Origin of the sequence: Kitasatospora sp. NPDC059160, from assembly GCF_042755465.1 — a bacterium.
GTDB lineage: Bacteria > Actinomycetota > Actinomycetes > Streptomycetales > Streptomycetaceae > Kitasatospora.
The window spans coordinates 55793-79722 of the sequence record NZ_JBHZCN010000032.1; the positions used below are offsets into that span (position 1 = coordinate 55793).

A 23930-nucleotide genomic window follows, 5' to 3' on the forward strand; every position below is an offset into this window, starting at 1 on the left:
GCGCCGTCTGCTGTGCGGCCCGTCGCCGGGCCCTCGGGTCAGTGCCGGCCGACCGGCTCCGGCGGCATGGTGCTGCCGACCCGCGGGGCGTGGCCCTCACTCGGACGGGCGTCACCGCCGTGGCCGGGCCACCACGCCTTGTTGCCGATCAGCGCGGTGAGCGCCGGGGTGAAGAACATCGCCATCACGAAGGCCGCCAGCACGATGCCGAAGGCCATGGCGAAGCCGAACTCCAGCATGAAGCTGTTGCCCGCGAGCATGAAGGTCCCGAACGAGGCCGCCAGGATGAAGCCCGCCGCCGCGACGGTCGGACCGGCGTGGCGCAGCGCCTCGCGGGCCGCCTCGCGCGGGGTGCGGCCCGCGCGGGCCTCCTCCCGCAGGCGGGCGATGATCAGGATGTTGTAGTCGGTCCCGATCGCCACCACGAAGAGGTAGATCAGGATCGGCATCATGAACATCAGGCCGGTCTCGTGGCCGATCTTCTGGAAGAGCAGCGTGGCGGCGCCGAGGGTGGCGCCGAAGCCGAGGCCGACCGAGGCCATCAGGTACCAGGGGGCGACGACGCTGCGCAGCTGGAGCGCCAGGATGAGCAGGATGAGCAGCCCGGCGATCGGGAAGACCAGCTTGTAGTCGTGGGTCATCGCCAGGTTGATGTCCTTGAACACCGAGCTGAGTCCGCCGACCTTGGCCTCGGTGCCGGCCGGGGCCTGGGCGTGGGCGACCGCGCGCAGTTCGGTGACGGTGGCGATGGCCTCGTTGCTGGAGGGCTCGTCCTTGAGCATCACGGTGAACTGGGCCGTGGTGCCGTCGTCGCTGATGGTCTTGTTCTGGCTCGCGGCGGTCGTGGGGGCGGGTGCGAAGACCTGGGCGACGCCGGCGACGTGGAGCTTGTCCGCGTAGGCCGGGAAGGAGGCCGGGTCGAGCTTCCTGCCGTCGGTGCTGCTCAGGAAGACCTGGCTGGGGGAGGCGGCGCCCTTGGAGAACGCGGTGGACATGGTGTCCTGGACGACCATCGACTCGACGGTCTTCGGCATCGAGCCGCTGGTCATGTCGAACAGGCCGTTGTAGCCGAGGGCGCCGAGGGTCAGGGCGACCAGCACGCCGCCGGAGGCGAGGGCGGTGAGCGCCGGGCGCTTCTCGACGACCCGGCCGAGCGCGGTGAAGCGCGCGTCGCCGGGCTCCCGCATCCACTTCTTGCCGGGCCAGAAGACGGCCCGGGCGGGGATGACGGCGAGCAGGGCCGGGGCCAGGGTGACGGAGGCGAGGGCGGTGACGACGACCGCGATGGCCAGCGCCGGGCCGAGGGCCTGGAACATGCCGAGGCTGGAGAGGACCAGCGCGGCGAAGGCGATGGTGACGGCGCCGGCGGCGGAGGCGATCGCCTCGCCGACCCGGCCGACGGCGTTGACGACGGCGGACTTGCGGTCCTCACCGGCCCGCAGTCGTTCGCGGTAGCGGAAGGCGAGGAAGAGGAAGTAGTCGGTGCCGACGCCGAGCACGACGACGATCAGGATCGGCGTGAGGATCGCCGTGCTCTTGAGGTCGAAGGCCTTGGTGGCGTAGTTGATCAGTCCCATGGAGGTCGGCAGGGCGATGATCAGCGAGACCAGGATGGGCAGCAGGCCGGCCAGGACGCTGCGGAAGATGATGCCGACGATCACGATGACCAGCACCAGGGTGGCCATGGTGATGAGGCCCTCGGTGTCGCTGGAGGACTCCTGCTGGTCCAGGGTCTGGGCGGCGGAGCCGCCGAGCTGGAACTTGAGTCCGGTGGGGCCCGCCAGGTCCTTGCCGTCGCTGCGCAGCGCCTTGGCGACGTCCGCGACCGCCTTCGGGTCCTGCTGCTTGTCCTTGGCGATGGCGACCGTGCCCAGCGCGTACTTGTGGTCCTCGGAGTAACCGAGCTTGTCGGCGGGCGGGTTGACCGCCTCGACGCCGTCGATCTTCTTGCCGGCGAGGTCCTGGGTCAGCTTGCCCATGGCCTTGGTGTCGGCGTCGGTGAGCGCGGCGCCGTCGTTGCGCTCGAAGAGGATGAGGGCGTCCGGGGTGAAGGCGGCCGGGAAGGCCTTGGCCTGCACCTCGGCGGCCTGGATGGACTCGTAGTGCTTGGGCAGGAACGACGCCTCGTCCGTCTGGGAGCTCACCTTGGGCGCGGATATGAAGATCGCGACCATGGCGACGAGCCACGCGGCGATCACCCACCACGCACGGCGTACGGCGAATTGTCCTAGTCGGTGGAACATGCTCGATGCCTCCTGGGCATGGTTCACCGCAGCCCTTGGGGGACGGGACGCTGGGCGACGGCAGGACCGGGCCGGACGCGCACTGGCGTCCACTAGCCGGTCGGCAGGTAAGTAGGTCTGGGCGTCATCCTACGAGTACGTGCTCGCCGTGCGGCAAGAAAGCCCCCGTGGTCCAACCCCCGTTGCGGGGCCACCCCGAACCGGCCCCGCCCCAGTCTCTCCCGGCCGCGCTGCCGTTGGCCTCGTGCTCCGGGTGGAGCCTTCTCCCCCTCAGGGTGGAGTCCACCCCCTACCTCGGAGGAGGAGGCCTAGGGGTAGCGAACCAGGGGAAACCCCCACGGCACCGCCCGGCCGCCCCGGGGCGCGCTCCCCCCGCCGCTGCGGGGCCCGCTCGCCCGGCCGCCGCGGGGCGCGCCGCTCCGTGCGTCATGATGATCACCGTCCGGAATCCCCCGGATGAACACCGGCGGAACGGAGCCCAGCCATGATCCCCTTCGACGAGGCCCGCGCCCGGCTGCTGCTCACCGGCGCCTGCGCCGCCGCCGGACTGCCCGCCCCCGACGGGGCGCGGCTGCTCGCGCTCGGCGAGAACGCCGTCTTCGACCTCGGCGACCCGGCCGTGGTCGCCAAGGTCGGCCGCGGCCCCGGACTGTACGACCGGGCCCGGCGCGAACTGGCCGTCGCGCACTGGCTGGCCGGGCAGGGCATCCCGGTGGTCCGCCCGTACGAGCGGGTCGAGGCCGGGCCGCACCGGGCCGACGGCCACCCGGTCACCTTCTGGCACCGGCTCGCCCCCGCCGTCCGGCCCTCCCGCCCGGCCGACCTCGCCCCGCTGCTGCGCGCCCTGCACGCCCTGCCGCTGCCGCCCTTCCCGCTCGACGGGCGCGACCTGCTGGCGCCGGTGGAGCGCTGGCTGGCCTCCGCCGAGGGGCAGGTCGACCCGGCGGACGTCGCCTTCCTGCGCGAGCGCCGGGACGCCTTCGCGGCCGCCCTGCCCGGCCTGGTGCCGGAGCTCGCGCCCGGAGTGATCCACGGCGACGCGCTGCCGCGCAACGTCCACGTCGGACCGGACGGGCCGGTGCTGCTCGACCTGGAGACCTTCTCCCGGGACCTGCGCGAGCACGACCTGGTGGTCCTGGCGCTCGCCCACGACCGCTACGGGGTGCCCGAGGAGGACTACCTGGCGTTCACCGCGGCCTACGGCCGGGACGTGCGCGACTGGTCCGGCTTCGCGGTGCTGCGCGGGGCCCGGGAGACCGCCAGCGCCTCCTGGGTCGCCCAGCAGGCGGCCGGGAACCCGGCGGCGCTCGCGGAGTTCCGGCGCCGGGTCGACTCGCTCCGGGAGGGGGCCACCGGGGTGCGCTGGTACCCGTTCTGACGGCGGGCCGCCGCCTCCTCCGCCGCTGCCCCCGCCGCCTCCCCGATACCTCCTCCGGGCGGCGGAGGCCGACCCCGGCGGGTGTGAGAAGACTCTTAAGGCGGAACGGTCCGGCGCGCAACCGGGACACGTACGATCGGCGTCCTATCGCACAGTCATCCTGACCGAGGGATCGGCCTCCGGGATCGGCCCCCTTCTCGCCCCTCAGGAGCCGCCGCCATGCACCGGACCCCCACCCGTCGCAGCCCCCTCCGCCCCCACCGCAACCGGCTGATCGCGGGCTGCATCGCGGTGGCCGCCGTCCTGGGCCTGTCCGCGTGCGGCACCGCCAGCGGGGCGCTCCAGCCCACCGCGACCGCCACCACCCCGGGCGCCGCGAACACCCCGGGCACCGGGAACGGCACCGCGGCCGGCACCGCTCCGGCCCCCGGCTCGGACGCCGCCCAGCCGCGCACGCCCACCGCTCCGGCCGACCCCGGCCGGGCCACGGCCACCGGCAAGCCCGTCGGCACCACCCCCGGCGCCACCACCGGCACCCCCGCCGCGCCGCCCGCGCACCCCGGCCAGGCCACCAAGGTGATCGGCTCCACCGCCTCCGGCGGCCGCACCGTCGCCCTCACCTTCGACGACGGCCCCGGCCCGGCCACCGGCCAGGTCCTCGACCTGCTCGCCCAGTACCACGTCAAGGCCACCTTCTGCGAGATCGGCCAGAACGCCGCCGCCAACCCGGCCCTGGTCAAGCGGGTGCTGGCCGAGGGCCACCGGCTCTGCGACCACAGCGTCCACCACCCCCAGCCGTTCGAGAAGCTCCCGCACGACAAGGCGGTGTACGAGATCTCCGCCGCCCGCGACATGATCGTCAAGGCCGGCGGGCCGGGCACCCGGGTCGGCTGGTTCCGCGCCCCGGGCGGCGGCTTCAACGCCGACAACGAGCACATCGCCGCCGGGCTCGGGATGGACTCGCTCGGCTGGTCCGTCGACCCCCGCGACTGGTCCCGCCCGGGCGTGGCCGCGATCGTCTCCACCGTGCAGAGCCAGCTCAAGCCCGGCGGCGTGATCCTGATGCACGACGGCGGCGGCGACCGCAGCCAGACCGTGGCCGCGCTCAAGCAGCTGCTGCCCTGGCTCGTCGCCCAGGGGTACACCTTCGACTTCCCCGCCGCGTAAGGCCGTTGGACCGCGGCCCGTAGGGTGGGCGGCCGTGACCGACACCGCCGCCCTCGTCGCCGCCGTCCCCGGCCTGGCCCGCCACCTGCGGCCCGCCACCCTGCTGCACCCGTACGCCGCCCCCGGCGGCGCTCCCGCCGACCCCGGGGCGAGCCGGATCGGCGGCCCGGCCCAGTGGCCGACCGGCGAGCCCTGGCCGCACTGCACCGCGCGCCACCCCGAGGAGGAGGACGTCCTCCCCCGCAGGACCCCGGAACCACCCGCCGCCGCGACGGCGCTGGTCCCGCTCGCCCGGATCCGCGCCGAGGACGCCCCGCACCTGCCCCGGCCGCACGGCACCGACCTGCTCCAGGTGCTCTGGTGCCCCAACGACCACGACGACATCCAGGGCGAGCGCTACTACTACGGCCCCGCCGTCGAACTCCACTGGCAGCGCGCCGGAGTACCTGCCGCGCCCGTGCGCGGTGCGCCCCGAACAGCTCCTCGACCTGCCCGACCGGGACGACCTGCCCCCGGAACTCGCCCGCGCCGTCGAGGAGTTCGCCGAGCGGCGGGGCATCGGGTACCAGCGGGACCTCGGCCGGGCGGACGGCTGGAAGCTGGGCGGCTGGCCGTCCTGGCACCTCACCGACCTCGTCCCGGTCGACTGCGGCCGCTGCGGCGCGCGGATGGCGCACCTGCTGACGGTGGAGAGCGGCGGGGATCCGGACCTGTCGGTCGGGCGGCACGGGGAACTGCACGTGTTCGCCTGCCCGGTGGACGTGACGCACCCGGTCGGACTGGATCTCCAGTGACGGACATCGGACCGCTCGGCCGGACCGCTCGGTCGGACCGCGGCCGAACCCGTCGGCCGAGCCCCTCAGCCGGGCCCGTCAGCCGAACCGGCGCCGGTAGACCTGCCGGGAGCCGCCCTCCGGCCCGGGGGCCGCGGCCGCGGCCGGGGTGAAGCCCAGCCGCTCGTAGAACACCCGGGCACCGCTGGCCACCGCCCCGGGGTGGTCCGGGCCGAAGGTGACCACCTCGACGGTGCCCGGGGCGCGGACGTGGCGGCGCAGCGCGTCCTCGACCAGAGCCCGGCCGACGCCGGTGCCCCGGGCGCGGTCGGCGACCACCAGCCAGTGCAGGTGGTGCGGCCCGTCCTGCGCGGGGCCGAACAGCAGGCCGCCGAGCAGGCCCCCGGTGGACTCGGCGACGGTCGCGGTGCCCCGGGCGACGGCCTTCTCCACCGCGCGGCGGAAGCCGGGCTCGGCCACCATCGGGCCGAACCAGTGCTCGACCTCGGCGGCGAGCGCCAGGAAGCCGGGCAGGTCCGCCGGGACCGCCGGGCGCACGGGGTGGACGGGACGCACGGGGTGGACGGGACGCACGGGGTGGTCCGGGCGTACCGGGTCCGCGGCCCCGGTCATCCGGACGGTCTGGACGGCCAGCGCGGGTCCACCACCGCGAGCGGGTCCTTGCCGCGGCGCAGCCAGGACTGGAGGCCCTCGGCCCAGTCCCGGTACCAGTCGATCTGGCGCCGGTGCAGTTCGGCCGGGGCCACCTCCCCCACCTCGGCCGGGTAGCGCCCGGCCAGTGCGACGGCGACCCGGACGGCGGCCAGCGCGTCGCTGCCCGCCTCGTGGGCGTCCGTCAGCTCCACCCCGTACACCTCGCAGACCCGTTGGAGGGTGCGCGAGCCCTTGCGGTACTTGTCGACCGCCCGGTCGATGACCAGCGCGTCCAGCACCGGCCCGACCGGGGCGCCGAGGCGCTCGGCGAGCGTGGGCAGCCCGTGGCGGCGCAACTCGGCGTCGAGCAGGGACAGGTCGAACGGGGCGTTGAAGGCCACCACGGGCCGCCCGTCCGCGATCCGCGCGCAGAGCGCCGCGGCTATCTCCTCGACCGCCTCCTTGGCCTGCCGCCCCCTGCTGCGCGCCAGGGTGTCGCCGATGCCGTGGATCGCCTCCGCCTCGGCGGGGATCGGCACCCCGGGGTCGAGCAGCCAGTTGGCGGCATCCACCCGGACGGCGCCGACGGTGTCCACGAGGGCGGCCGTGACGATGCGGTCCACGGCCGGGTCGGTGCCCGTGGTCTCCAGGTCGAAGCCGACCAGTGGCTGCTGCCACCAGCTCATCAGGTGTGTCCTTCCGTCCTCCGGCGAAACAGCCCCTATCATCACCCGCCCCACCGACAACCCGGCCGTCAGGGCGGCCGGTCCGGGGGTGGCCGGGGGACTTCCGGGGGGCTTCCGGGGGCGCTGCGGGGTGCCGGTCGCCGGCTGCGGGGGTCGGCGGAAGGTCCAACTCCGTTTGCCCGGAGCCCGCTTGGCCGGTCGACCGGGCCGGAGGTGAGGAGGTCGCGGGACGCCACGACCGCTCGGCCCCGGCGCGCGCAGGTGCGCACCGGGGCCGAGCGGCCGAGCGGCCGAGACGGATGACGACCGGTGGGTCGCCGGCCGGACGGCCTACCGGGCCGCCGCCCGGCCGGCGAGGGCGACCCGCGCGGACAGCGTGCTGGCGGCCACGGCGAGCGCCAGGCAGAGCACCGCGCCGCCGGCCAGCGGCAGCCAGGGCAGCCGCAGGGCGACGCTCGCCTGCCCGGCCAGGACGCGGTGGTTGAGCAGGGCCGTGGTGCCGTACTGGGTGAGCGCGGTGACGGCGAGGGCGAGGACCGCGGCGGTGGCCACCACCAGGGCGGCCTCCAGGGCCACCATCCCCAGCACCTGGCGGCGCACCGTCCCGGCCAGCCGCAGCACGGTGAAGTCGCGGCGGCGGTCGGCGGCGCTCATCACCATGGTGTTGACGATGGCGATCAGCGCGTAGAGCAGGGCGGGGCCGAGGATGGTGGTGGTGGCGATCCAGGCGTAGTGGGCGTTCGGGTCGGGGCCGGGGTCGCGGGCGTCGGTGAGGACGCCGCCGAGCCGGTCGGCGGGTTCGGCGCTGAGGTGGACGGCGCCGGGGCGGGCGCCGTCGAGGTGGCCGGTGACGGCGTCGCCGCTGAGCAGGACCTCGTCCAGGCCGAGCTGGGTGCGGTAGACGAGGGCGAGCCGCAGGCCGGTGACGGTGCCGTCGGCGAGGCGCAGGTTGACCTGGTCGCCGACCTTCCAGCCGTGGCCGCGGGCCTGGTCGGTGGAGGCGGCGAGGGTGGCGCCGTGCAGGTCGGCGGCGGTGCCGTCGACGGCGGGCAGGGTCCAGGCGGTGGCGAGGTCGCCGTCGACGACGGTGGCGGCGGAGGGCGCGCTGGCGGGCGAGTCCTCTCCGTGGTCGTCGAAGGCGGGCCGGTCGGCGCCGAGGCCGGTGACCACGGTGGAGGTGGTGGCGGTGGCGTGCAGGTCGGGCCGGCTGGCGGTGAGCCGGTGGGCGGCGTCGGCGGGCAGCGGGGCGGCGCCGGGGCGCAGCACGTAGCGGGCGGCGGCGGTGGCCCCGGCCTGGGCGGTCATGGCGTCGGCGAAGGCGGCGGTGGAGCCGACGGCGGTGCCGGCGAGCGCGATGGTGAGGAAGGCCGGGGTGGCGGTGGAGACGGTGCGGCGCACGGCGGTGAGCGCGTTCTGCCGCGCGAGCAGCGGGGCGGCGGCGGTGAGCCGGGCGAGCGGGGCGCTGAGCAGTCGGACCAGCAGGGGCACGACGACGGGCGCGAACAGGGCGAGGGTGGTGATGGTGGCCAGGTCGGCGCCCATCACCCACTGGGAGGCGAGCTGCGGGTCGTCCGGCTGGTCGCCGGGGGCGGGCGGCAGCGACGCCGCCGACAGGTAGTAGGAGACGACGCCGACCAGGCCGAGCAGTCCGAGGACGGCGAAGGCCCAGCGCGCCCCGGTCATCACCGTGCGGTCGGCGGCGGCGTCGCCGAGCGCCTCGACGGCGCGCACCCGCCCGGCGCGGACGGCGGCGGTGACGGCGCCGAGCAGCGCGACCGCCAGGCCGACGGCGGCGGCCAGCAGCATCGGGCCGGCGGCGGGCCGGGCGGTGAAGCCCTCGGGGGCGGCGCCGCGGGCGACCAGCCAGGAGGCGAGGGCGGGGGCGCCGGGCAGCGCGAGCAGGCAGCCGCTGACGGCGGAGGCGAGGGCGACGACGACGGCCTCGCCGGTGATCAGTTGGACGATCTGGCGGGGCGTGGCGCCGACGGCGCGCAGCATCGCGATCTCCTGGCGGCGCTGGGCGACGGCGAAGGCGAAGGTGCCGGCGACCACGAAGACGGCGACGAAGGCGGCCATCGCGGAGGTGAACTGGAGCACCTTGTGCAGCGAGGGCGCGCCGAGCGGGGAGTCGTCCCCGGCGGTTTCGTTGAGGAGGCTGCCGGTGGTGGCGACCAGGGTGACGCCGAGGGTGAGGGCGACGTAGGAGCCGGCGAAGGCGGCCTTGCGGCGGCGCAGGCTCGCGGCGGCGACGGGCAGCAGGGTCCCGAGCGAGGTCATGCCGGCGTCCCCGCCGTCTCCAGGGCGGTCATCCGCTCGGCGACCTGCTGGGCGGTCGGGCGGGGCAGGTCGTCGACGATCCGGCCGTCGGCGAGGAAGAGCACCCGGTCGGCGTGGGCGGCGGCGACCGGGTCGTGGGTGACCATGACGGTGCTCTGGCCCTCGCGGTCGACCAGGTCGCGCAGCAGGGCGAGCACGTCGCGGCTGCTGGAGCTGTCGAGGGCGCCGGTGGGTTCGTCGGCGAACAGCATCCGGGGCTTGGTGATCAGGGCGCGGGCGATGGCGACGCGCTGCTGCTGGCCGCCGGAGAGCTGGGAGGGCAGGTGGCCGGCCCGCTCGCCGAGGCCGACCTGGGCGAGCGCGCGGTGGACCTCGGCCCGGTCGGGGCGGCGCCCGGCCAGGCGCAGCGGCAGGCCGACGTTCTGTTCGGCGGTGAGCGAGCCGACCAGGTTGAACGCCTGGAAGACGAAGCCGAGCCGCTGTCGGCGCAGGACGGTCAGCTGGGTCTCGGTCAGCCCGGCGAGGTCGGTGCCGTCCAGCACGACCCGGCCGCGGTCGGGTCGGTCGAGGCCGGCGCTGCACTGCAGCAGGGTGCTCTTGCCGGAGCCGGAGGGCCCCATGACGGCGGTGAACGTGCCGCGGTCGAAGCCGACGTCCACCCCCCTGAGTGCCCGGACGGCCTCCGGGCCGGTGCCGTAGGTGCGGTGTACGTCTTCGAGGCGCAGTACGGCCCCGTCATCCCCCGTGATCTTCACGGGGGCTACACCTACCACGGCCACGACCGCCCTGACCAGGGGTGATGGGGGAATCGTTACGCCCCGCCGAGGGCCCCGGCCAGCCGCCGGGCGCCGGACGCCGTCGGGGTCAGCGGGCCGGCTCCCGGTGCATGGTGACGTCGACCGGATCCTCCTCGACGACCGTGAAGCCGTGCCGTTCGTACAGCCGCCGGGCGGCGCTGCCCTGGAGGACGGTCAGGCGCACGGGCTCGCCGACGGCGTCGGCCTCGGCGAGGAGGTGGCGCAGGACGGCGGTGCCGAGGCCGCGGCCCTGGAGGTGGGGGGCCAGGTAGAAGAGCTCCAGCTCGCGCCCGCCGCGCCCGTCGGGGCGGATCGTGACGGAGCCCGCGAAGGCGCCTTCGACCAGCAGCACCGAGGTGTGCCGGGTGGAGAAGGACTTCCGCACCCGCTCCCGGGAGCGGTTCGGGTCCCAGCGCCCGAGGCGTTCCAGGTCGGCGCGCATGACCCGGGCCTTGAGCTCGACGACGGGTTCGAGGTCCTCGGGCCCGGCGGGCTCCAGGGTCCAGACGGGGAGGCTGTTCACGGCGCGCAGTGTCACACCCGGACGGCACCGCCGACCAGCGAATATCTCAGGACACGTTCCGGGCGTCCGCCCAGACCCCCTCGAACTCCTCGCGGTAGACCTCCAGCAGCCCCGGCTCGGTGCCGCCGGGCTGCTGGCCGGCGCCGCCGCGCAGGATCAGTGCCGGGGACTCCATGCCGCGCGAGCGGCGCAGGTAAGGCTGGATGACGCCGAGGTCGCGGCCGGCCCGGCGGCCGGCCACCGGGCCGGTGGGGCGGGGGCCCTCGACCAGGTAGGCGGTGAAGCGCGGGGTCTCGTCGAAGACCCTGATCTCGAAGCCGCCCTGGTCCCGCAGCCGGGCCCGGACCCGCCGCACGTGCATGATGTTCATCTCGATGGAGCGGGACAACTCGCCCCGGGAGAGGCCGAGTTCGCGTTCGCGGCGGCGGGTGGCGCTGCTCGCCGGGTTGAGGAACAGCAGCCGCACCCGGCAGCCTTCGCCGGCGAGGCGGACCAGGCGCTTGCCGGTGTAGTTCTGGCAGAGCATGCCGAGGCCGATGCCGAGCGCGTCCAGCCGCCGGGCGCCGTCGAGCAGGTCCTCGACCGGGAGGTCGCGCTGCAGCCGGACCCGGTCGGCGTGCACGGCGACGACGTCGGCGTAGCGTCCGGCGACCAGGGACTCGACCACGTCGGCGGGCACCCCGCCCGCGCCGCCGTCGAGGACGGCGAGCAGCCGGGCGGCGGCGCGCTCGGTCTGGGCCAGCACGGTCTGGGTGAGCACCCGGTTGCGGGAGACCACGTGCCGGGCCACTTCCAGTTCGTCCAGGGCGAGTTCGATCTCGCGCCGGTCGGCGAGGTAGGGCTCGAAGCAGGGCCAGTGCTGGACCATCAGCTCGCGCAGCTGGGGCAGGGTGAGGAAGACCAGCGGGTCGTCGTCGGCCGGGTCGAGGAGGTAGCCCTTGCGGCGGCTGACCTCGCGCACGGCGCCGGCCCGGTGGGCCCACTCCTCGCCGGCCGGGCCGGCCGCGGCGGTGACCCAGTCCTCGCCGTGGGCGGGGGCGTAGATGGGGTGCAGCACCTCGTCGACCAGGGAGCGCAGCCGCTGTTCGACGAGGTTGAGCCAGACGTAGGCGCGGCCGGAGAGCCGGACCCGCTGGTAGGAGTCCTCCCACTCGGCGGCCGACCAGGCGAGCGCGGGGACCTCGACCGGGCCGCCCTGGGCGGGGACGAGGGCGCGGCCGGTCATGGTGGGCCGCATGACCACCGTGGGCGCCTCGCTGCGGACGCCGCCCCGGTCGGGGCCGTCGGGCCCGGAGCCGCGGCCGCCAGCAGGGAACACCATGCGCCACCTCATCTGCGGCTGACCCCCGCGGTCGCGGGGGCCGTTGACGGACCGTTGACAAGCACCGGTCGGCCGGAGCGGCCGGACGATCAAGGGTACTGCCCGCCGCGAGCCGCCCGCAGCCGGATCGGCCAGGGGCCCTCCGGCGCCCCTCCCGCACCGGTGGCAACAGTTTTCACACGAATGCCCGCCGGACACCCGTTCGGAGCAACCCCGGCGGTACCTCCCGGCCGCCGGGGAAGGGCTCGGGGAGTATCTCGGGGAGTGTGCGGACTGTGCCGTGCGTCACGGACCCCAGGGCCGCACATGCCCGGCCGCCCGGCCGGGAAGAGAGCGTCCGGGCCGGCCGCCCGGCCGGACCGCGTGTCGGACTACAGATCAGTTTCCGTATGCCACAAGGAAGTTGAGGACTCATGCAGGTCTGGCCCGGTAAGCCCTACCCCCTCGGCGCCACCTACGACGGGGCCGGCACCAACTTCGCGGTGTTCTCGGAGAGTGCCGACCGGATCGAGCTGTGCCTGATCGACGAGGACGGCTCGGAGACCGCCGTCGAACTGCGCGAGACGGACGCCTTCGTCCGGCACGCCTACCTCCCGGGCGTCCAGCCCGGCCAGCGCTACGGCTTCCGGGTGCACGGCCCGTACAACCCGGGCCTGGGCCAGCGGCACAACAGCGCCAAACTGCTCCTGGACCCGTACGCCAAGGCGATGAGCGGCCACATCGACTGGGACGAGTCCGTCTACGGCTACCACTTCGGCGCGCCCGAGCGCCGCAACGACCTCGACTCCGCCCCGCACACCATGCACTCGGTGGTCATCAACCCGTACTTCGACTGGGGCACCGACCACCCGCCGCGCACCGACTACCACCGCACCGTCATCTACGAGGCCCACGTCAAGGGCCTCACCCGGCTGCACCCCGGCATCCCCGAGGAGATCCGCGGCAGCTACGCGGGCCTGGCCCACCCGGCGGTGATCGAGCACCTGGCCAAGCTGGGCGTCACCGCGATCGAGCTGATGCCGGTCCACCAGTTCGTCCGCGACCACCGGCTGCGCGACCTCGGGCTGGCCAACTACTGGGGCTACAACACCGTCGGCTTCTTCGCCCCGCACTCCTCCTACTCCTCCACCGGCGACAGAGGCCAGCAGGTGCAGGAGTTCAAGTCGATGGTCAAGGCGCTGCACGCGGCCGGGATCGAGGTGATCCTGGACGTCGTCTACAACCACACCGCCGAGGGCAACCACCTCGGGCCGACGCTGTCGCTGCGCGGCCTGGACAACGTCTCCTACTACCGCCTCGCCCGGGACCAGCGCTTCTACGAGGACACCACCGGCACCGGCAACAGCCTGCTGATGCGCAGCCCGCACGTGCTCCAGCTGATCATGGACTCGCTGCGCTACTGGGTCACCGAGATGCACGTGGACGGCTTCCGCTTCGACCTCGCCGCCACCCTGGCCCGGCAGTTCCACGAGGTCGACCGGCTGTCCTCGTTCTTCGACCTGGTGCAGCAGGACCCGGTGGTCTCCCAGGCCAAGCTGATCGCCGAACCCTGGGACCTCGGCGAGGGCGGCTACCAGGTCGGCAACTTCCCGCCGCTGTGGACGGAGTGGAACGGCATGTACCGGGACACCGTGCGCGACCTGTGGCGCGGCGAGAACGCCGCCCTGGCCGAGTTCGGCTCCCGGCTCACCGGCTCCTCCGACCTCTACCAGGACGACGGCCGCCGCCCGATCGCCTCCATCAACTTCGTCACCTGCCACGACGGCTTCACCCTGCGCGACCTGGTCTCCTACAACGACAAGCACAACGAGGCCAACGGCGAGGACAACCGGGACGGCGAGTCCTTCAACCGCTCCTGGAACTGCGGCACCGAGGGCCCCAGCACCGACCCGGCCGTGGAGGAGCTGCGGGCGCGCCAGCAGCGCAACTTCATCGCCACCCTGATGCTCTCCCAGGGCACCCCGATGCTCTCCCACGGCGACGAGCTCGGCCGCACCCAGGAGGGCAACAACAACGCCTACTGCCAGGACAACGAGCTCGCCTGGGTGCACTGGCCCGAGGGCGACGGCCCGGCCGCCCGGCTGCTGGAGTTCACCCAGGGGATGATCTGGCTGCGCCGCGACCACCCGGTGTTCCGGCGGCGCCGGTTCTTCCACGGACGGCCGGTCCCCGGGCGGCACGGCTCGGTCGCCCCCGCCCCGGACGGCTACGACGACCTCACCGACATCGCCTGGTTCACCCCCGCCGGGGAGGAGATGACCAAGCGCAACTGGGGCGCCAGCTACGCCAAGTCGCTCACCGTCTTCCTCAACGGCTACGCCATCTCGGAACCGGACCGGCGCGGCGGGCGGATCGTCGACGACTCCTTCCTGCTGATGTTCAACGCCCACTTCGAGCCGCTGGAGTTCACCGTCCCCGCCGACCACGGGCAGGAGTGGCAGGTCGTGGTCGACACCGCGCAGCCCCGGCTGCCCGCCCCCGGGACCGGGGCCCGGGTCAAGGCCGGGGACGCCCTATGGCTCACCGACCGCTCGCTGATGGTGCTGCAACGACCGGCCTAGCGACCGCGCAGGGGCCGTGCACGGGCCGTGCACGGGCCGTGCCAGGGCCCGCCGGGCGCTCATAGGGATCTTGCGCTCACCTGTTCGGGTCAGCAGCGGGTCTTGGCGGCGGGCCCGGCCGGGTACCTATGGAGCTATGACCTCCGCCGCCGAGCCCGCGCAGCCCCGCCCGGCCGCTACCCCTCCCACCCCCGCCCCCACCGCCTCGTACCGCCTCCAGCTCCAGCCCGGCTTCACCCTCCGCGACGCCACCGCCGCCGTCCCCTACCTGGCCGCCCTCGGCGTCTCCCACCTGCACCTCTCCCCGCTGCTGGAGGCCTCCCCGGGCTCCACCCACGGCTACGACACCGTCGACCACACCCGGATCAGCGAACAGCTCGGCGGGGAGGGCGCGCTGCGCGCCCTGGCCGCCGAGGCCCACCGGCACGGCCTGCGGCTGCTCGCCGACGTGGTGCCCAACCACATGGCCGTGCCCGTCCCCGAGCGGCTCAACGAACCGCTCCGGCAGGTGCTCCGGGACGGACCCGACTCGCCGTACGCCCGCTGGTTCGACATCGACTGGACCGCCCAGCCCGGCCCCGCCGACGCCCCGGAGCGCGGCCGGGTGCTGCTGCCGCTGCTCGGCGACCGGCTCGGCGCCGTCCTCGACCAGCTGGTGGTCGACGGCGGGGTGCTGCGCTACCACCGGCACGAGCTGCCGCTGCGCCCCGGCACCGAACGGCTCCCGCTCCCGGAACTGCTGGCCCGGCAGTGGTACCGGCTCGCCTGGTGGCGGCTGGCCCGCACCGAGCTCAACTACCGGCGCTTCTTCACCGTCAACGAGCTGATCGCCGTCCGGGCCGAGGACCCGGAGGTCTTCGCCGCCACCCACGCCGTGCTGCTGCGGCTGCACGCCGAGGGCGTCCTGGACGGCTTCCGGATCGACCACCCCGACGGCCTCGCCGACCCGCGCGGCTACCTGCGCCGCCTGGCCGACGCCACCGGCGGCGCCTACGTCGTGGTCGAGAAGATCCTCACCGGCGAGGAGCGGCTGCCCGCGGACTGGCCGGTGGCCGGCACCACCGGCTACGACGCGCTGCGCCGCATCGACGGCGTGCTCACCGACCCCGTCGGCGCCCGCCAGCTCGCCGAGGCCTACGAGGCCTTCCTGCGCGGCGGGGCGGTCGCGGACGACGAACCGGTGGACTCCTCCGGCCGGGACCCCCACCCGGCGGTCGCCGCCGCCCGCCGCGGCCGGGCCGAGATGACCGGGCCCGGCGGCGAGCTGACCGCCGAGGTCGAGCGGCTGGTCCGGATCGCGCTGCGGATCGGCGCCGCCGAACCCGCCCACGCCGACCACGCGCCCTGGCAACTGCGCGCGGCGCTGCGCCGGCTGCTCACCGACTACCCGGTGTACCGGCCCTACGCCCGGCCCGGCGAGCCCGCCGACGACCCCGCGCTGCCGGTGGACGGCGCAGCCGACCCGACCGGGCACCTGGTCGCCGCCCTCGCCCTCGCCCGGCTGGGCCGCAGCGACGACAAGGACGAGTTCTGCGTGCGCTTCGCCCAGACCGCCGCCGCCGTGGCCGCCAAGGGCGTCGAGGACACCGCCTTCTACCGCTGGAACGCGCTGCCCGCCCTCAACGAGGTCGGCGGCGAGCCCGCCCGGCCCGGGCTGTCCCCGGCCGCCTTCCACGACTGGTGCCGCTACCTGGAACGCGACTGGCCGCACAGCATGACGGCGCTCTCCACCCACGACACCAAGCGCAGCGCCGACGCCCGGGCCCGCCTCGCCGTCCTCGCCGAGCAGCCGCAGGCCTGGGCCGCCGAGGCCGCCGCCTGGTCCGCCGCCGCCGAGCTCGCCGCCGGGCCCGCCGCCCCCGGGCTGGACCGGGACGCCGACTGGCTGCTCTGGCACACCCTGGTCGCCGCCTGGCCGATCACCCCGGACCGGCTGGTCGCCGCCCTGCTCAAGGCCGTCCGCGAGGCCAAGCTGCACACCTCCTGGACCAGCCCCGACGCCGGGTACGAGCGGGCCCTGGAGCAGCGGGCCCGCGCCGTCCTCGGCGACGCCGGGCTGCGCGCCCGGATCGAGGGCCGGGTGCGGGAGCTCGCCCCGTACGCCCGTGCCAACACCCTGGCCGCCGCCCTGCTGCACCTGACCGTCCCCGGCGTGCCGGACCTCTTCCAGGGCAGCGAGGAGCCGCTGTACACCCTGGTCGACCCGGACAACCGGGGCGTGGTGGACCTCGGCGCGCTCGCCGTACGGCTCACCGACGCGGCCGCCCCGCGCCCCGGCGACCTCGCCCGGGAGAAGCTGCACCTGACCGCCACCGCGCTGCACCTGCGCCGCTCCGGCCCGCTCGGCGCCTACCGACCGCTGGCCGCCCCCGACCACCTGCTCGCCTTCGCCCGCGGCGAGGACGTGGTCACCGCCGTCACCCGGCTGCCGTACGGGCTGGCGGCGGCGGGCGGCTGGCGCGACGCCGTCCTGGAGCTGCCGCCCGGCGGGCCGTGGACCGACGAGCTGTCGCTGCGCGGCTTCCCCGCCGGTCCGGTGCCGGTGGCGGACCTGCTGGCGACGTACCCGGTGGCGCTGCTGACGAGGAGGGGCCGATGATGTCGCGCTACGAGGTCTGGGCGCCGAACGCGACCCGCCGGGTCGACGTCGAAGTGGACGGCAGCGCCTATGAGTTGGCGCGCTGCCCGGAGCGGGACGGCTGGTGGAGCGGCGAGGCCCCGGCGGGCGACTACGCCTTCCGGCTCGACGGCGGCCAACCGCTGCCCGACCCGCGCTCGCCCCGCCAGCCGTACGGCCCCGACGGCCCCAGCCGGGCGGTCGACCACACCGCCTTCCGCTGGTCGCACACCGGCTGGCGCGGCCGCGCCCTGCCCGGCGCGGTGCTCTACGAGCTGCACGTCGGCACCTTCACCGCCCGCGGCACCTTCGAAGCGGCCGCCGAACAGCTCGACCACCTGGTCGAGTTGGGCGTGGACCTCGTCGAACTGATGCCGGTCTGCCCGTTCCCCGGCAAGCACGGCTGGGGCTACGACGGCGTCGCGCCCTGGGCCGTGCACGAGCCCTACGGCGGCCCGGAGGGACTCAAGCGCTTCGTGGACGCCGCGCACCGCAAGGGCCTCGGGGTGGTGCTCGACGTGGTGCACAACCACCTCGGCCCGTCCGGCAACCACCTCCCCGCGTACGGCCCGTACTTCACCGACCGGCACCACACCCCGTGGGGCTCGGCGGTCAACCTGGACGCGCCCGGCTCGGACGAGGTGCGCGCCTACCTGGTCGGCAGCGCGCTCGCCTGGCTGCGCGACTACCGGATCGACGGCCTGCGACTGGACGCGGTGCACGCCCTCGTCGACGACCGGGCCGTCCACTTCCTGGAGGAACTCTCCTGGGAGGTCGAGAAGTTGGCGGCCTCGTCCAACCGCCCACTGTTCCTGATCGCCGAATCCGACCTCAACACCCCGCGCACCACCGCCGCCCGCGAGGCCGGCGGCCAGGGCCTCACCGCCCAGTGGAACGACGACTTCCACCACGCCCTGCACTGCGCGCTCACCGGCGAATCCCAGGGCTACTACGCGGACTTCGCGGCCGCACCGCTCACCGCCCTGGCCAAGACGCTGCGCCACGGCTTCTTCCACGACGGCACCTGGTCCTCCTTCCGGGGGCGCGGCCACGGCCGCCCGTTCGGGGCCGATGCGGCGGGCCACCGGCTGCTCGGCTACCTCCAGACCCACGACCAGGTCGGCAACCGGGCGCTCGGCGACCGGATCTCCACCTCGCTCACCCCCGGCCGACTGGCCTGCGGCGCCGCGCTGGTGCTCACCGCGCCGTTCACCCCGATGCTGTTCATGGGCGAGGAATGGGGCGCCGCCACCCCCTGGCAGTACTTCACCGACCACACCGACCCGGCCCTGGCGGAGGCCGTCCGGCAGGGCCGGCGGCGGGAGTTCGCCGAGCACGGCTGGGCCGCCGAGGCCGTCCCGGACCCGCAGGAGCCGGCCACCGTGCTGCGGTCGGTGCTCGACTGGACCGAGCCCCGGCGCGCCCCGCACGCCGAACTCCTCGACTGGCACCGGACGTTGATCCGGCTGCGGCGCGAGCGGCCGGAGCTCGCCGAACCGGACCTCGGCGCGGTGCGGGTCGACGTCGACGAGGCGGCGGGCCGGCTGGTGCTGCACCGGGGGCCGTACCGGATCGCGGTCAACCTGGGCCCGGCCGAGGCCCTGCTGCCGCTGGGCGGCACCGGGCGGGAGGTGGTGGCGGCCTTCGGGGCGGCCCTGCTGGAGGACTCGGGGGTGCGGCTGGCGGCGGACGCGGTGGCGGTCGTGCGGACCGGCTGACTCACCAGAGGAAGGTGCCGATCCGGTCCCGGAGCGAGGCGGCGTCCAGGCCGTAGGCGGCCAGGTGCTCCGGGATCGACCCGTACTGCCGGTGCTCCTCGCGCGGTACGCCCAGGGCCAGCACCCGGTGCGGGCGGTCACCCAGCGCCGCGTGCGCCTCGTTGGCCGAGGTGCCCGCCAGGTACGGCTCCACCAGCACCGCGTCGGCCTTGTCGCCCAGCGCGGCGCGCAGTCCGGCGGCGTCGAAGGGGCGCACCGTCGCCGCGTACAGCACGGTGACGTCCAGGCCCTCGGTGGCCGCGAGCACCGCGTCCAGCATCGGGCCGACGGCCAGCACCACGCCGCGGCCGCCGGTGCGGACGGTGGTGAAGCGGCCGGGCTCGACGGCGACCGGCTCGGCGTTCTGGTGCGCGGAGAGCCGGACGTACACGTTGCGGTCACCGTCCGCGTAGGCGTCGCGCAGCAGCTGCTCGGCCTCGTCCGGGTGGCCGGGGACGTGCACCGTCCAGTCCGGCAGGGTGTCCAGCAGGGCGACGTCACCCGGGGACATGTGGGTACGGCCGCCGGCCGGCCAGTCGTAGGAGCCGGCCGCGCTCACCAGCACCGCGCCGACGCCCTGGTGCACCAGGTCCAACTTGACCTGCTCCCAGGGTCGTTCGATCAGGAAGCTGGCGAAGGTGTGGGCGACCGGGCGCATCCCGGTCAGCGCCAGTCCGCCGGCCGCGCCGATCAGCAGCTGCTCGCGGATGCCGACGTTGACCACCCGGTCGGGGTGGCGCCGCTGGGCCGGCTCGAAGGCGGCGGCGGTGATGTCGGCGAGCACCACGGCCAGTCGGGGGTCCTCGTCCAGCAGTCGGGTGGTGACGTCGACGAAGCGGTCGCGCATGGTGTCCATCGGTGAAGTGCCTTTCGCTGCGCTCTGGTCGGTGCGCTCGGGGGTTCTAGCGGTCGGGGGTCCGGCGGCGCGGTCAGGAGTCCTTGGGCTCGACCCGGGCGACCACCGCATGCGGGCGCCCCGGGTGCTCGGCGGTGTACGCCCGGTACAGCGCCTCGTGGTCGCGGCCGTCGACGGTCGCGGTGGACCACCCCTCGGCGGCGAAGCGCCGGGCGATGCCGCCCTGCCAGCCGTGGGTGGCCGAGGAGTTGTCGATCACCACCACGTGGAGCCGGTCCAGGCCGTACGCGCCGGCGAAGGCCATCGCCTCGTGGTTGGAGCCCTCGTCGAACTCGGCGTCGCCGACCAGCACCCACACCGCCGGGTCCGCCAGCCCCTGGGCCCGCAGCCCGAGCGCGGTGCCCACGCCCAGCGGCAGGCCGTGGCCGAGCGAGCCGGAGGCGATCTCCACGCCGCGCAGCAGGGTGCGGTCCGGGTGGTGGCCGAGCGGCGAGTCGTAGCCGCCGAAGCTCGGCAGCACGGCCGGGTCGAGGAAGCCCTTGGCCGCGAGTACGGCGTAGTAGGCCATCGGGCCGTGGCCCTTGGAGAGCAGGAAGCGGTCACGGTCCTGGGCGTCGGCGGTGTCCGGGGAGACCCGCAGTACCCGGTCGTACAGCACCCACAGGGCGTCCAGGGTGGAGGTGGCGGCGGGGCCGTGCTTCTCGTCGCCGGTCATCAGGGCCATCAGGCCCGGCAGGTCCGCGAAACGGGCCCGGGCCGCGGTTTCCGTGCTGGTCGTCGTCATGCGTCGATCGTGCAACTTAAAGCGAACTTGAGGTCAAGCCGCTACAGTGAGTGCCCATGACCGCGATACCCGGCAGCGCCCGCACCGCTGCCCCGCGCACCGCCGCCCCGCGCACCGGCGACCTGCTCACCATCGGCCAGCTGGTCGCCCGCAGCGGGCTGGCCCACTCCGCGCTGCGCTACTACGAGAGCCTCGGCCTGATCCACGCCACCCGCACCGCCGGCGGCCAGCGCCGCTACCCGCGCGGCACCCTGCGCCGGGTCGCCTTCGTCCGGGCCGCCCAGCGGGTCGGCCTCTCCCTGGACGAGGCCAGGGTCGCCCTCGACCGGCTGCCCGAACGCCCCGCCCCCAGCGGCACCGAGTGGGACGTCGTCGCCGAGTCCTGGCGGGGCCGGATCGACGAACAGATCGCCGAACTCGAACGGCTCAAGGCCAAGCTCACCGGCTGCATCGGCTGCGGCTGCCTCTCGCTCACCCGCTGCGCCCTGTACAACGCCGACGACCGCGCCGCCGAGGCCGGCCCCGGCGCCCGCTACCTGCTCACCCGCGACCCGGACAGCGGACCGGAGCCCACCCCGCCGGGCCTCCCGGACGGCTGCGGCCCCCGGGAGCGGCGTGCAGCGGGCCCTGGGTGCTGAAAAGCCTTTGCCGACGGGCCGTTGGTGTGCCTACAGTGCGGGCATGCTGCCCCTGGTGGAGACGGACGAGCAGGGGGACGCGGTCCTCGCCGACGAAGCGGTGATGCGCCCGGGAGCCGAGGCGCTGTGCGCGCGACTGGGCGTCCGCGGGGCGGTGCTGGAGCGCTTCGCGGAGGGCTCCGTCCCGGTCTACGCGGTGGGCACCGAGCACGTGCTCAAGCTGTTCCCGGCACCCTCCGCCCGGGAGGCACTGGCCGAGGAGCGCGTCCTGGCCTTCCTGGAGGGCAGGCTCCCCGTCCCCACCCCCGCACTCCGGGCGGCCGGCGAGTACGTCAACGGCTGGCGCTACGTCCTGATGTCCCGCCTGCACGGCGAGGGCCTGGCCCCCGCCTGGCCGCGCATCCCGCAGGGCGCACGCGAGCGGATCGCCCGTGACTGCGGCGAGGCGCTCGCCGCCCTGCACGCCCTGGACGCGGAGCCGCTCGCCGACGCCCTCCCGCCCGGCGCCTGGCCGGCCTTCCTGGCCCGCCAGCGCGCGGGCGCCCTCGCCCGGCAGCGTGAACGCGGTCTGCCCGAGGCCTGGCTGGAGCAGATCCCGGACTTCCTCGCCACCGCCCCGCTCCCGGCCACCCCGCAACGCGCCCTGCTGCACACCGAGTTCATGCGCGAGCACCTGATCACCGACCCGGCCGACGGCTGGCGGCTCACCGGCCTGATCGACTTCGAGCCCGCGATGGTCGGCGACCCGGCCTACGACCTGGTCGCCGTCGGCCTGTTCACCACCCGCGCCGACCCGCAGCTGCTCGGGCGGCTGCTCACCGCCTACGGCCGCCCCTTCGAGCCGCGCCTGCTGATGGCGTACACACTGCTGCACGTGTACAGCAACCTGCCGTGGTACCTGCGGGAGTTGAGGCCATCGGCGCGGACGCTGGACGACCTCGCCGAGGAGTGGTTCGGGACCGCCTAAGGGCGGGGGTCCGTGCGCAGCAGGCCGTAGTAGACCATGTCGCGCCACTCCCCGGCCCGGAAGACCATCGACCGGTGGACACCCTCGCGGGTGAAGCCCAGCTTCTCCAGGACGCGCTGCTCGGCGAGGTTGCCGATGTCGGTGTCCGCCTCCACCCGTACCGCCGTGGTGTGCGCGAACAGGTAGTCCACCAGCAGACGGTGGGCCTGGGTGCCGATGCCCCGCCCCCGCGCCTGCGGCATCAGCTGCGCGCCGATGCTCCAGTACGGGTTGTTCGGCCGCGCGGCCTTGCGGGTGGCGGCGACGAAGCCGAGGAACTCACCCTCGGTGGCGACGGCGAAGATCGACTGCTCCTCGCTCAGCAGCCCGTGCTCGGCCCAGCGGCGGCGGAAGCGCTCCGGGTCCGCCCAGCCGAACCACTGGAACTCGCCCAGCGCCTCGGGGTCGTTCAGCATCCCGCCCAGGGCGGTGAGGTCGGCTTCGGCTATCGGGCGGAGGAAGATCTTCTCTGGGTCCATGCCGCCACCAACGACGGAGATCGTTTGACCGTTCCTCAGGCCGGGGCGGGGGCGGGGGCCGGGACGGACCGGGCGAGCCGGAAGCCGACGTCGTCGATCCGCAGGGTCGGATGGCTGCGGCGGCGGACGGAGGCGCGGCAGCTCCAGTGCTCGTCGAACCAGCCGCCGCCGCGCAGCACGCGGTAACTGCCGTACACCTCGGGGTCGTAGAAGTCCCAGCACCACTCCCACACGTTGCCGAGCAGGTCGTACAGCCCGTAGGCGTTGGGCCGCAGCCCGCCGACCGGATGCGGGCGTTCGCCGGAGTTGCCGCGGTGCCAGGCGATCTCGTCCAGCGGGCCGTAGCGCGGCCCGTCGGTTCCGGCGCGGCAGGCGTGCTCCCATTCGGCCTCGGTGGGCAGCCGGTGGCCGTCGGCGGTGCGGTCCCAGACGACGTCCTCGCCGTCGATCCGATAGGCGGGTGCGCGGCCCTCGCGCCGGGACAGCTCGTTGCAGTAGCGGACGGCGTCGAGCCAGGAGACGCTGTGCGCGGGGCGGCGGTCGCCGGTGAGACCCTCGTACTCCTCGCGGGTGACCGGACAGGGCGCCAGCTCGAAGGGGGCCACCTCGACGCTCCAACTCCGCTGGGTGCGGCGGTCGGAGAGCGTCACGCGGCCGGGCGGAACGGCGATCGGTCCGGTACGGGGCTCCATGATCGCCGATCCTACGGCCCCGCCCTTGCCGCCCCGGCCGCCCGGCTCGGGCCCTTCGACCCGACTCAGCCCTTCGACCCGACTGCGCCCAGCAGGTCGATCGCCCCGCGCTCGGCCAGTTCCTCCGCGTGCGCGGGCAGCGGGGTGCCCGCGTGCAGGTGCGGCCGGACGACGGCGAGCGGCAGGCCGACGACCGCGAGGGTGACCCGGTCGAGGTCCAGCGGCGTCACGGCGCCGAGCCGCTCGGCGAGCCCCTCCACCGCCTCCCGCACCCGCCGCCCGGCCTGCCGTTCGCGCCCCAGCTGCTCCTGCGGCCACTCGGCCCGGCCGAAGGCCTCCGCGCCGTGCAGCAGGACGACGGCCCCCTCCCGGTGCGCCCGGCTCCAGGCGACGACCTGCCGGGCGGCCGCGCCGGCGACGAGCCGCGGCTCGGCCTGCCCGGCGAGGACCGGCAGGTAGGTGTCGTGGAACTCCCCGAGCGTGCGCAGCCACAACTCGGCCAGCAGGGCGGAGCGTTGGGGGAAGCGGTGGTAGACGGAGCCGTTGGGCGCACCGCTCTCGCGGGCCACGGCGGACATGGTGACGGCGGCCGGACCGCCGACGGCCGCGAGGCGCACGGCGGCGTCGAGGAGGGTGGCTTCGTCATGGCGGGGTGGCCTGGGCATGCAATGGAGAGTACTCTCCAATTCAATTGGAGGGACCCATCCAAAACCAGGAGGAC

20 protein-coding genes are annotated in these 23930 nt (G+C 75.0%); 8 read left to right on the top strand and 12 right to left on the bottom strand.

Annotated elements, in window-relative coordinates; all coding sequences use genetic code 11:
- Window positions 1–38: 38 nt before the first annotated feature.
- Window positions 39–2174, bottom strand: coding sequence for an MMPL family transporter (locus ACFXOZ_RS16075; RefSeq protein ID WP_380590847.1), 2136 nt, complete (start codon window positions 2172–2174; stop codon window positions 39–41).
- Between the two features lie 553 nt (window positions 2175–2727).
- Between ACFXOZ_RS16075 and ACFXOZ_RS16080 the strand changes: the two genes are divergently transcribed.
- From ACFXOZ_RS16080 to ACFXOZ_RS16090, 3 genes are all read left to right on the top strand, one after another.
- Complete coding sequence (locus ACFXOZ_RS16080) at window positions 2728–3621, top strand: phosphotransferase enzyme family protein (RefSeq protein WP_380529318.1); 894 nt, start codon at window positions 2728–2730, stop codon at window positions 3619–3621.
- 219 nt (window positions 3622–3840) lie between these two features.
- Window positions 3841–4788: a polysaccharide deacetylase family protein gene (locus ACFXOZ_RS16085; protein WP_380590850.1), complete on the top strand. Its 948-nt coding sequence runs from the start codon at window positions 3841–3843 to the stop codon at window positions 4786–4788.
- 464 nt (window positions 4789–5252) lie between these two features.
- Window positions 5253–5582: a hypothetical protein gene (locus ACFXOZ_RS16090; RefSeq protein WP_380590852.1), complete on the top strand. Its 330-nt coding sequence runs from the start codon at window positions 5253–5255 to the stop codon at window positions 5580–5582.
- A 78-nt stretch (window positions 5583–5660) separates the two neighbouring features.
- Here the strand turns inward: ACFXOZ_RS16090 and ACFXOZ_RS16095 are convergent, their stop codons facing one another.
- The 6 genes from ACFXOZ_RS16095 to ACFXOZ_RS16120 all read right to left on the bottom strand — a co-directional run bounded on the left by ACFXOZ_RS16095 (window position 5661) and on the right by ACFXOZ_RS16120 (window position 11819).
- Window positions 5661–6137, bottom strand: a complete 477-nt coding sequence (locus tag ACFXOZ_RS16095) for a GNAT family N-acetyltransferase (protein WP_380529323.1) — start codon at window positions 6135–6137, stop codon at window positions 5661–5663.
- Between the two features lie 53 nt (window positions 6138–6190).
- Window positions 6191–6901: an exonuclease domain-containing protein gene (locus ACFXOZ_RS16100; RefSeq protein ID WP_375890118.1), complete on the bottom strand. Its 711-nt coding sequence runs from the start codon at window positions 6899–6901 to the stop codon at window positions 6191–6193.
- A gap of 330 nt (window positions 6902–7231) precedes the next feature.
- Window positions 7232–9178, bottom strand: coding sequence for an FtsX-like permease family protein (locus ACFXOZ_RS16105; protein WP_380590854.1), 1947 nt, complete (start codon window positions 9176–9178; stop codon window positions 7232–7234).
- Window positions 9175–9933 carry an ABC transporter ATP-binding protein gene (locus ACFXOZ_RS16110; protein WP_375890114.1) on the bottom strand — a complete coding sequence of 253 codons (759 nt, stop codon included), beginning with the start codon at window positions 9931–9933 and terminating at the stop codon, window positions 9175–9177. Before ACFXOZ_RS16110 ends, ACFXOZ_RS16105 begins: the two co-directional genes overlap by 4 nt.
- A gap of 109 nt (window positions 9934–10042) precedes the next feature.
- Window positions 10043–10498 (bottom strand): GNAT family N-acetyltransferase, encoded by a 456-nt coding sequence (locus ACFXOZ_RS16115; protein WP_380590857.1) that lies wholly within the window; start codon window positions 10496–10498, stop codon window positions 10043–10045.
- Between the two features lie 46 nt (window positions 10499–10544).
- A complete protein-coding gene (locus ACFXOZ_RS16120) occupies window positions 10545–11819 on the bottom strand; it encodes an SAV2148 family HEPN domain-containing protein (RefSeq protein WP_375890110.1) in 1275 nt (424 codons plus the stop codon).
- Between the two features lie 413 nt (window positions 11820–12232).
- On the opposite strand from ACFXOZ_RS16120, the gene glgX reads away from it, so the two are divergent.
- From glgX to treZ, 3 genes are all read left to right on the top strand, one after another.
- The gene (gene glgX, locus ACFXOZ_RS16125) at window positions 12233–14380 is read left to right on the top strand and encodes a glycogen debranching protein GlgX (RefSeq protein WP_375890108.1); all 2148 of its coding nucleotides are present in this window, start codon (window positions 12233–12235) and stop codon (window positions 14378–14380) included.
- Window positions 14381–14516: 136 nt separating this feature from the next.
- Window positions 14517–16979 (top strand): malto-oligosyltrehalose synthase, encoded by a 2463-nt coding sequence (treY, locus tag ACFXOZ_RS16130; protein ID WP_380590860.1) that lies wholly within the window; start codon window positions 14517–14519, stop codon window positions 16977–16979.
- Window positions 16979–18715: a malto-oligosyltrehalose trehalohydrolase gene (treZ, locus tag ACFXOZ_RS16135; RefSeq protein WP_380590890.1), complete on the top strand. Its 1737-nt coding sequence runs from the start codon at window positions 16979–16981 to the stop codon at window positions 18713–18715. Before treY ends, treZ begins: the two co-directional genes overlap by 1 nt.
- Before the next feature lies 1 nt (window position 18716).
- Here the strand turns inward: treZ and ACFXOZ_RS16140 are convergent, their stop codons facing one another.
- Both ACFXOZ_RS16140 and ACFXOZ_RS16145 read right to left on the bottom strand, forming a co-directional pair.
- Window positions 18717–19610, bottom strand: coding sequence for a transketolase family protein (locus ACFXOZ_RS16140; RefSeq protein ID WP_380529332.1), 894 nt, complete (start codon window positions 19608–19610; stop codon window positions 18717–18719).
- Between the two features lie 73 nt (window positions 19611–19683).
- Window positions 19684–20394 carry a transketolase gene (locus ACFXOZ_RS16145; RefSeq protein ID WP_380590863.1) on the bottom strand — a complete coding sequence of 237 codons (711 nt, stop codon included), beginning with the start codon at window positions 20392–20394 and terminating at the stop codon, window positions 19684–19686.
- 56 nt (window positions 20395–20450) lie between these two features.
- Here ACFXOZ_RS16145 and soxR point away from each other — a divergent pair, with 56 nt between their 5' ends.
- Together soxR and ACFXOZ_RS16155 are read left to right on the top strand one after the other, a co-directional pair.
- On the top strand, window positions 20451–21032 hold the full coding sequence (gene soxR / locus ACFXOZ_RS16150; RefSeq protein ID WP_380590866.1) for a redox-sensitive transcriptional activator SoxR: 582 nt from the start codon (window positions 20451–20453) through the stop codon (window positions 21030–21032).
- 43 nt (window positions 21033–21075) lie between these two features.
- Complete coding sequence (locus tag ACFXOZ_RS16155; RefSeq protein ID WP_380590869.1) at window positions 21076–21999, top strand: aminoglycoside phosphotransferase family protein; 924 nt, start codon at window positions 21076–21078, stop codon at window positions 21997–21999.
- Here the strand turns inward: ACFXOZ_RS16155 and ACFXOZ_RS16160 are convergent.
- The 3 genes from ACFXOZ_RS16160 to ACFXOZ_RS16170 form a co-directional block, all read right to left on the bottom strand.
- Window positions 21996–22517: a GNAT family N-acetyltransferase gene (locus tag ACFXOZ_RS16160; RefSeq protein ID WP_375890100.1), complete on the bottom strand. Its 522-nt coding sequence runs from the start codon at window positions 22515–22517 to the stop codon at window positions 21996–21998. The two genes, ACFXOZ_RS16155 and ACFXOZ_RS16160, sit on opposite strands and share 4 nt — an antisense overlap.
- A 35-nt stretch (window positions 22518–22552) precedes the next feature.
- On the bottom strand, window positions 22553–23209 hold the full coding sequence (locus ACFXOZ_RS16165) for a formylglycine-generating enzyme family protein (RefSeq protein WP_380529338.1): 657 nt from the start codon (window positions 23207–23209) through the stop codon (window positions 22553–22555).
- Window positions 23210–23274: 65 nt separating this feature from the next.
- Entirely contained in the window at window positions 23275–23874 is a 600-nt protein-coding gene (locus ACFXOZ_RS16170) for a TetR/AcrR family transcriptional regulator (RefSeq protein ID WP_380529340.1), read from the bottom strand.
- Window positions 23875–23930 lie beyond the last annotated feature (56 nt).

Coding starts and splice junctions, on each gene's coding strand:
- ACFXOZ_RS16100 (WP_375890118.1), bottom strand. CDS start 6,901: ATGAGCTGGTGGCAGCAGCCACTGGTCGGCTTCGACCTGGAGACCACG.
- ACFXOZ_RS16160 (WP_375890100.1), bottom strand. CDS start 22,517: ATGGACCCAGAGAAGATCTTCCTCCGCCCGATAGCCGAAGCCGACCTC.
- treY (WP_380590860.1), top strand. CDS start 14,517: ATGACCTCCGCCGCCGAGCCCGCGCAGCCCCGCCCGGCCGCTACCCCT.
- ACFXOZ_RS16080 (WP_380529318.1), top strand. CDS start 2,728: ATGATCCCCTTCGACGAGGCCCGCGCCCGGCTGCTGCTCACCGGCGCC.
- ACFXOZ_RS16170 (WP_380529340.1), bottom strand. CDS start 23,874: ATGCCCAGGCCACCCCGCCATGACGAAGCCACCCTCCTCGACGCCGCC.
- ACFXOZ_RS16140 (WP_380529332.1), bottom strand. CDS start 19,610: ATGGACACCATGCGCGACCGCTTCGTCGACGTCACCACCCGACTGCTG.
- soxR (WP_380590866.1), top strand. CDS start 20,451: ATGACCGCGATACCCGGCAGCGCCCGCACCGCTGCCCCGCGCACCGCC.
- ACFXOZ_RS16145 (WP_380590863.1), bottom strand. CDS start 20,394: ATGACGACGACCAGCACGGAAACCGCGGCCCGGGCCCGTTTCGCGGAC.
- ACFXOZ_RS16075 (WP_380590847.1), bottom strand. CDS start 2,174: ATGGTCGCGATCTTCATATCCGCGCCCAAGGTGAGCTCCCAGACGGAC.
- ACFXOZ_RS16085 (WP_380590850.1), top strand. CDS start 3,841: ATGCACCGGACCCCCACCCGTCGCAGCCCCCTCCGCCCCCACCGCAAC.
- ACFXOZ_RS16155 (WP_380590869.1), top strand. CDS start 21,076: ATGCTGCCCCTGGTGGAGACGGACGAGCAGGGGGACGCGGTCCTCGCC.
- glgX (WP_375890108.1), top strand. CDS start 12,233: ATGCAGGTCTGGCCCGGTAAGCCCTACCCCCTCGGCGCCACCTACGAC.
- ACFXOZ_RS16105 (WP_380590854.1), bottom strand. CDS start 9,178: ATGACCTCGCTCGGGACCCTGCTGCCCGTCGCCGCCGCGAGCCTGCGC.
- ACFXOZ_RS16165 (WP_380529338.1), bottom strand. CDS start 23,209: ATGGAGCCCCGTACCGGACCGATCGCCGTTCCGCCCGGCCGCGTGACG.
- treZ (WP_380590890.1), top strand. CDS start 16,979: ATGTCGCGCTACGAGGTCTGGGCGCCGAACGCGACCCGCCGGGTCGAC.
- ACFXOZ_RS16120 (WP_375890110.1), bottom strand. CDS start 11,819: ATGGTGTTCCCTGCTGGCGGCCGCGGCTCCGGGCCCGACGGCCCCGAC.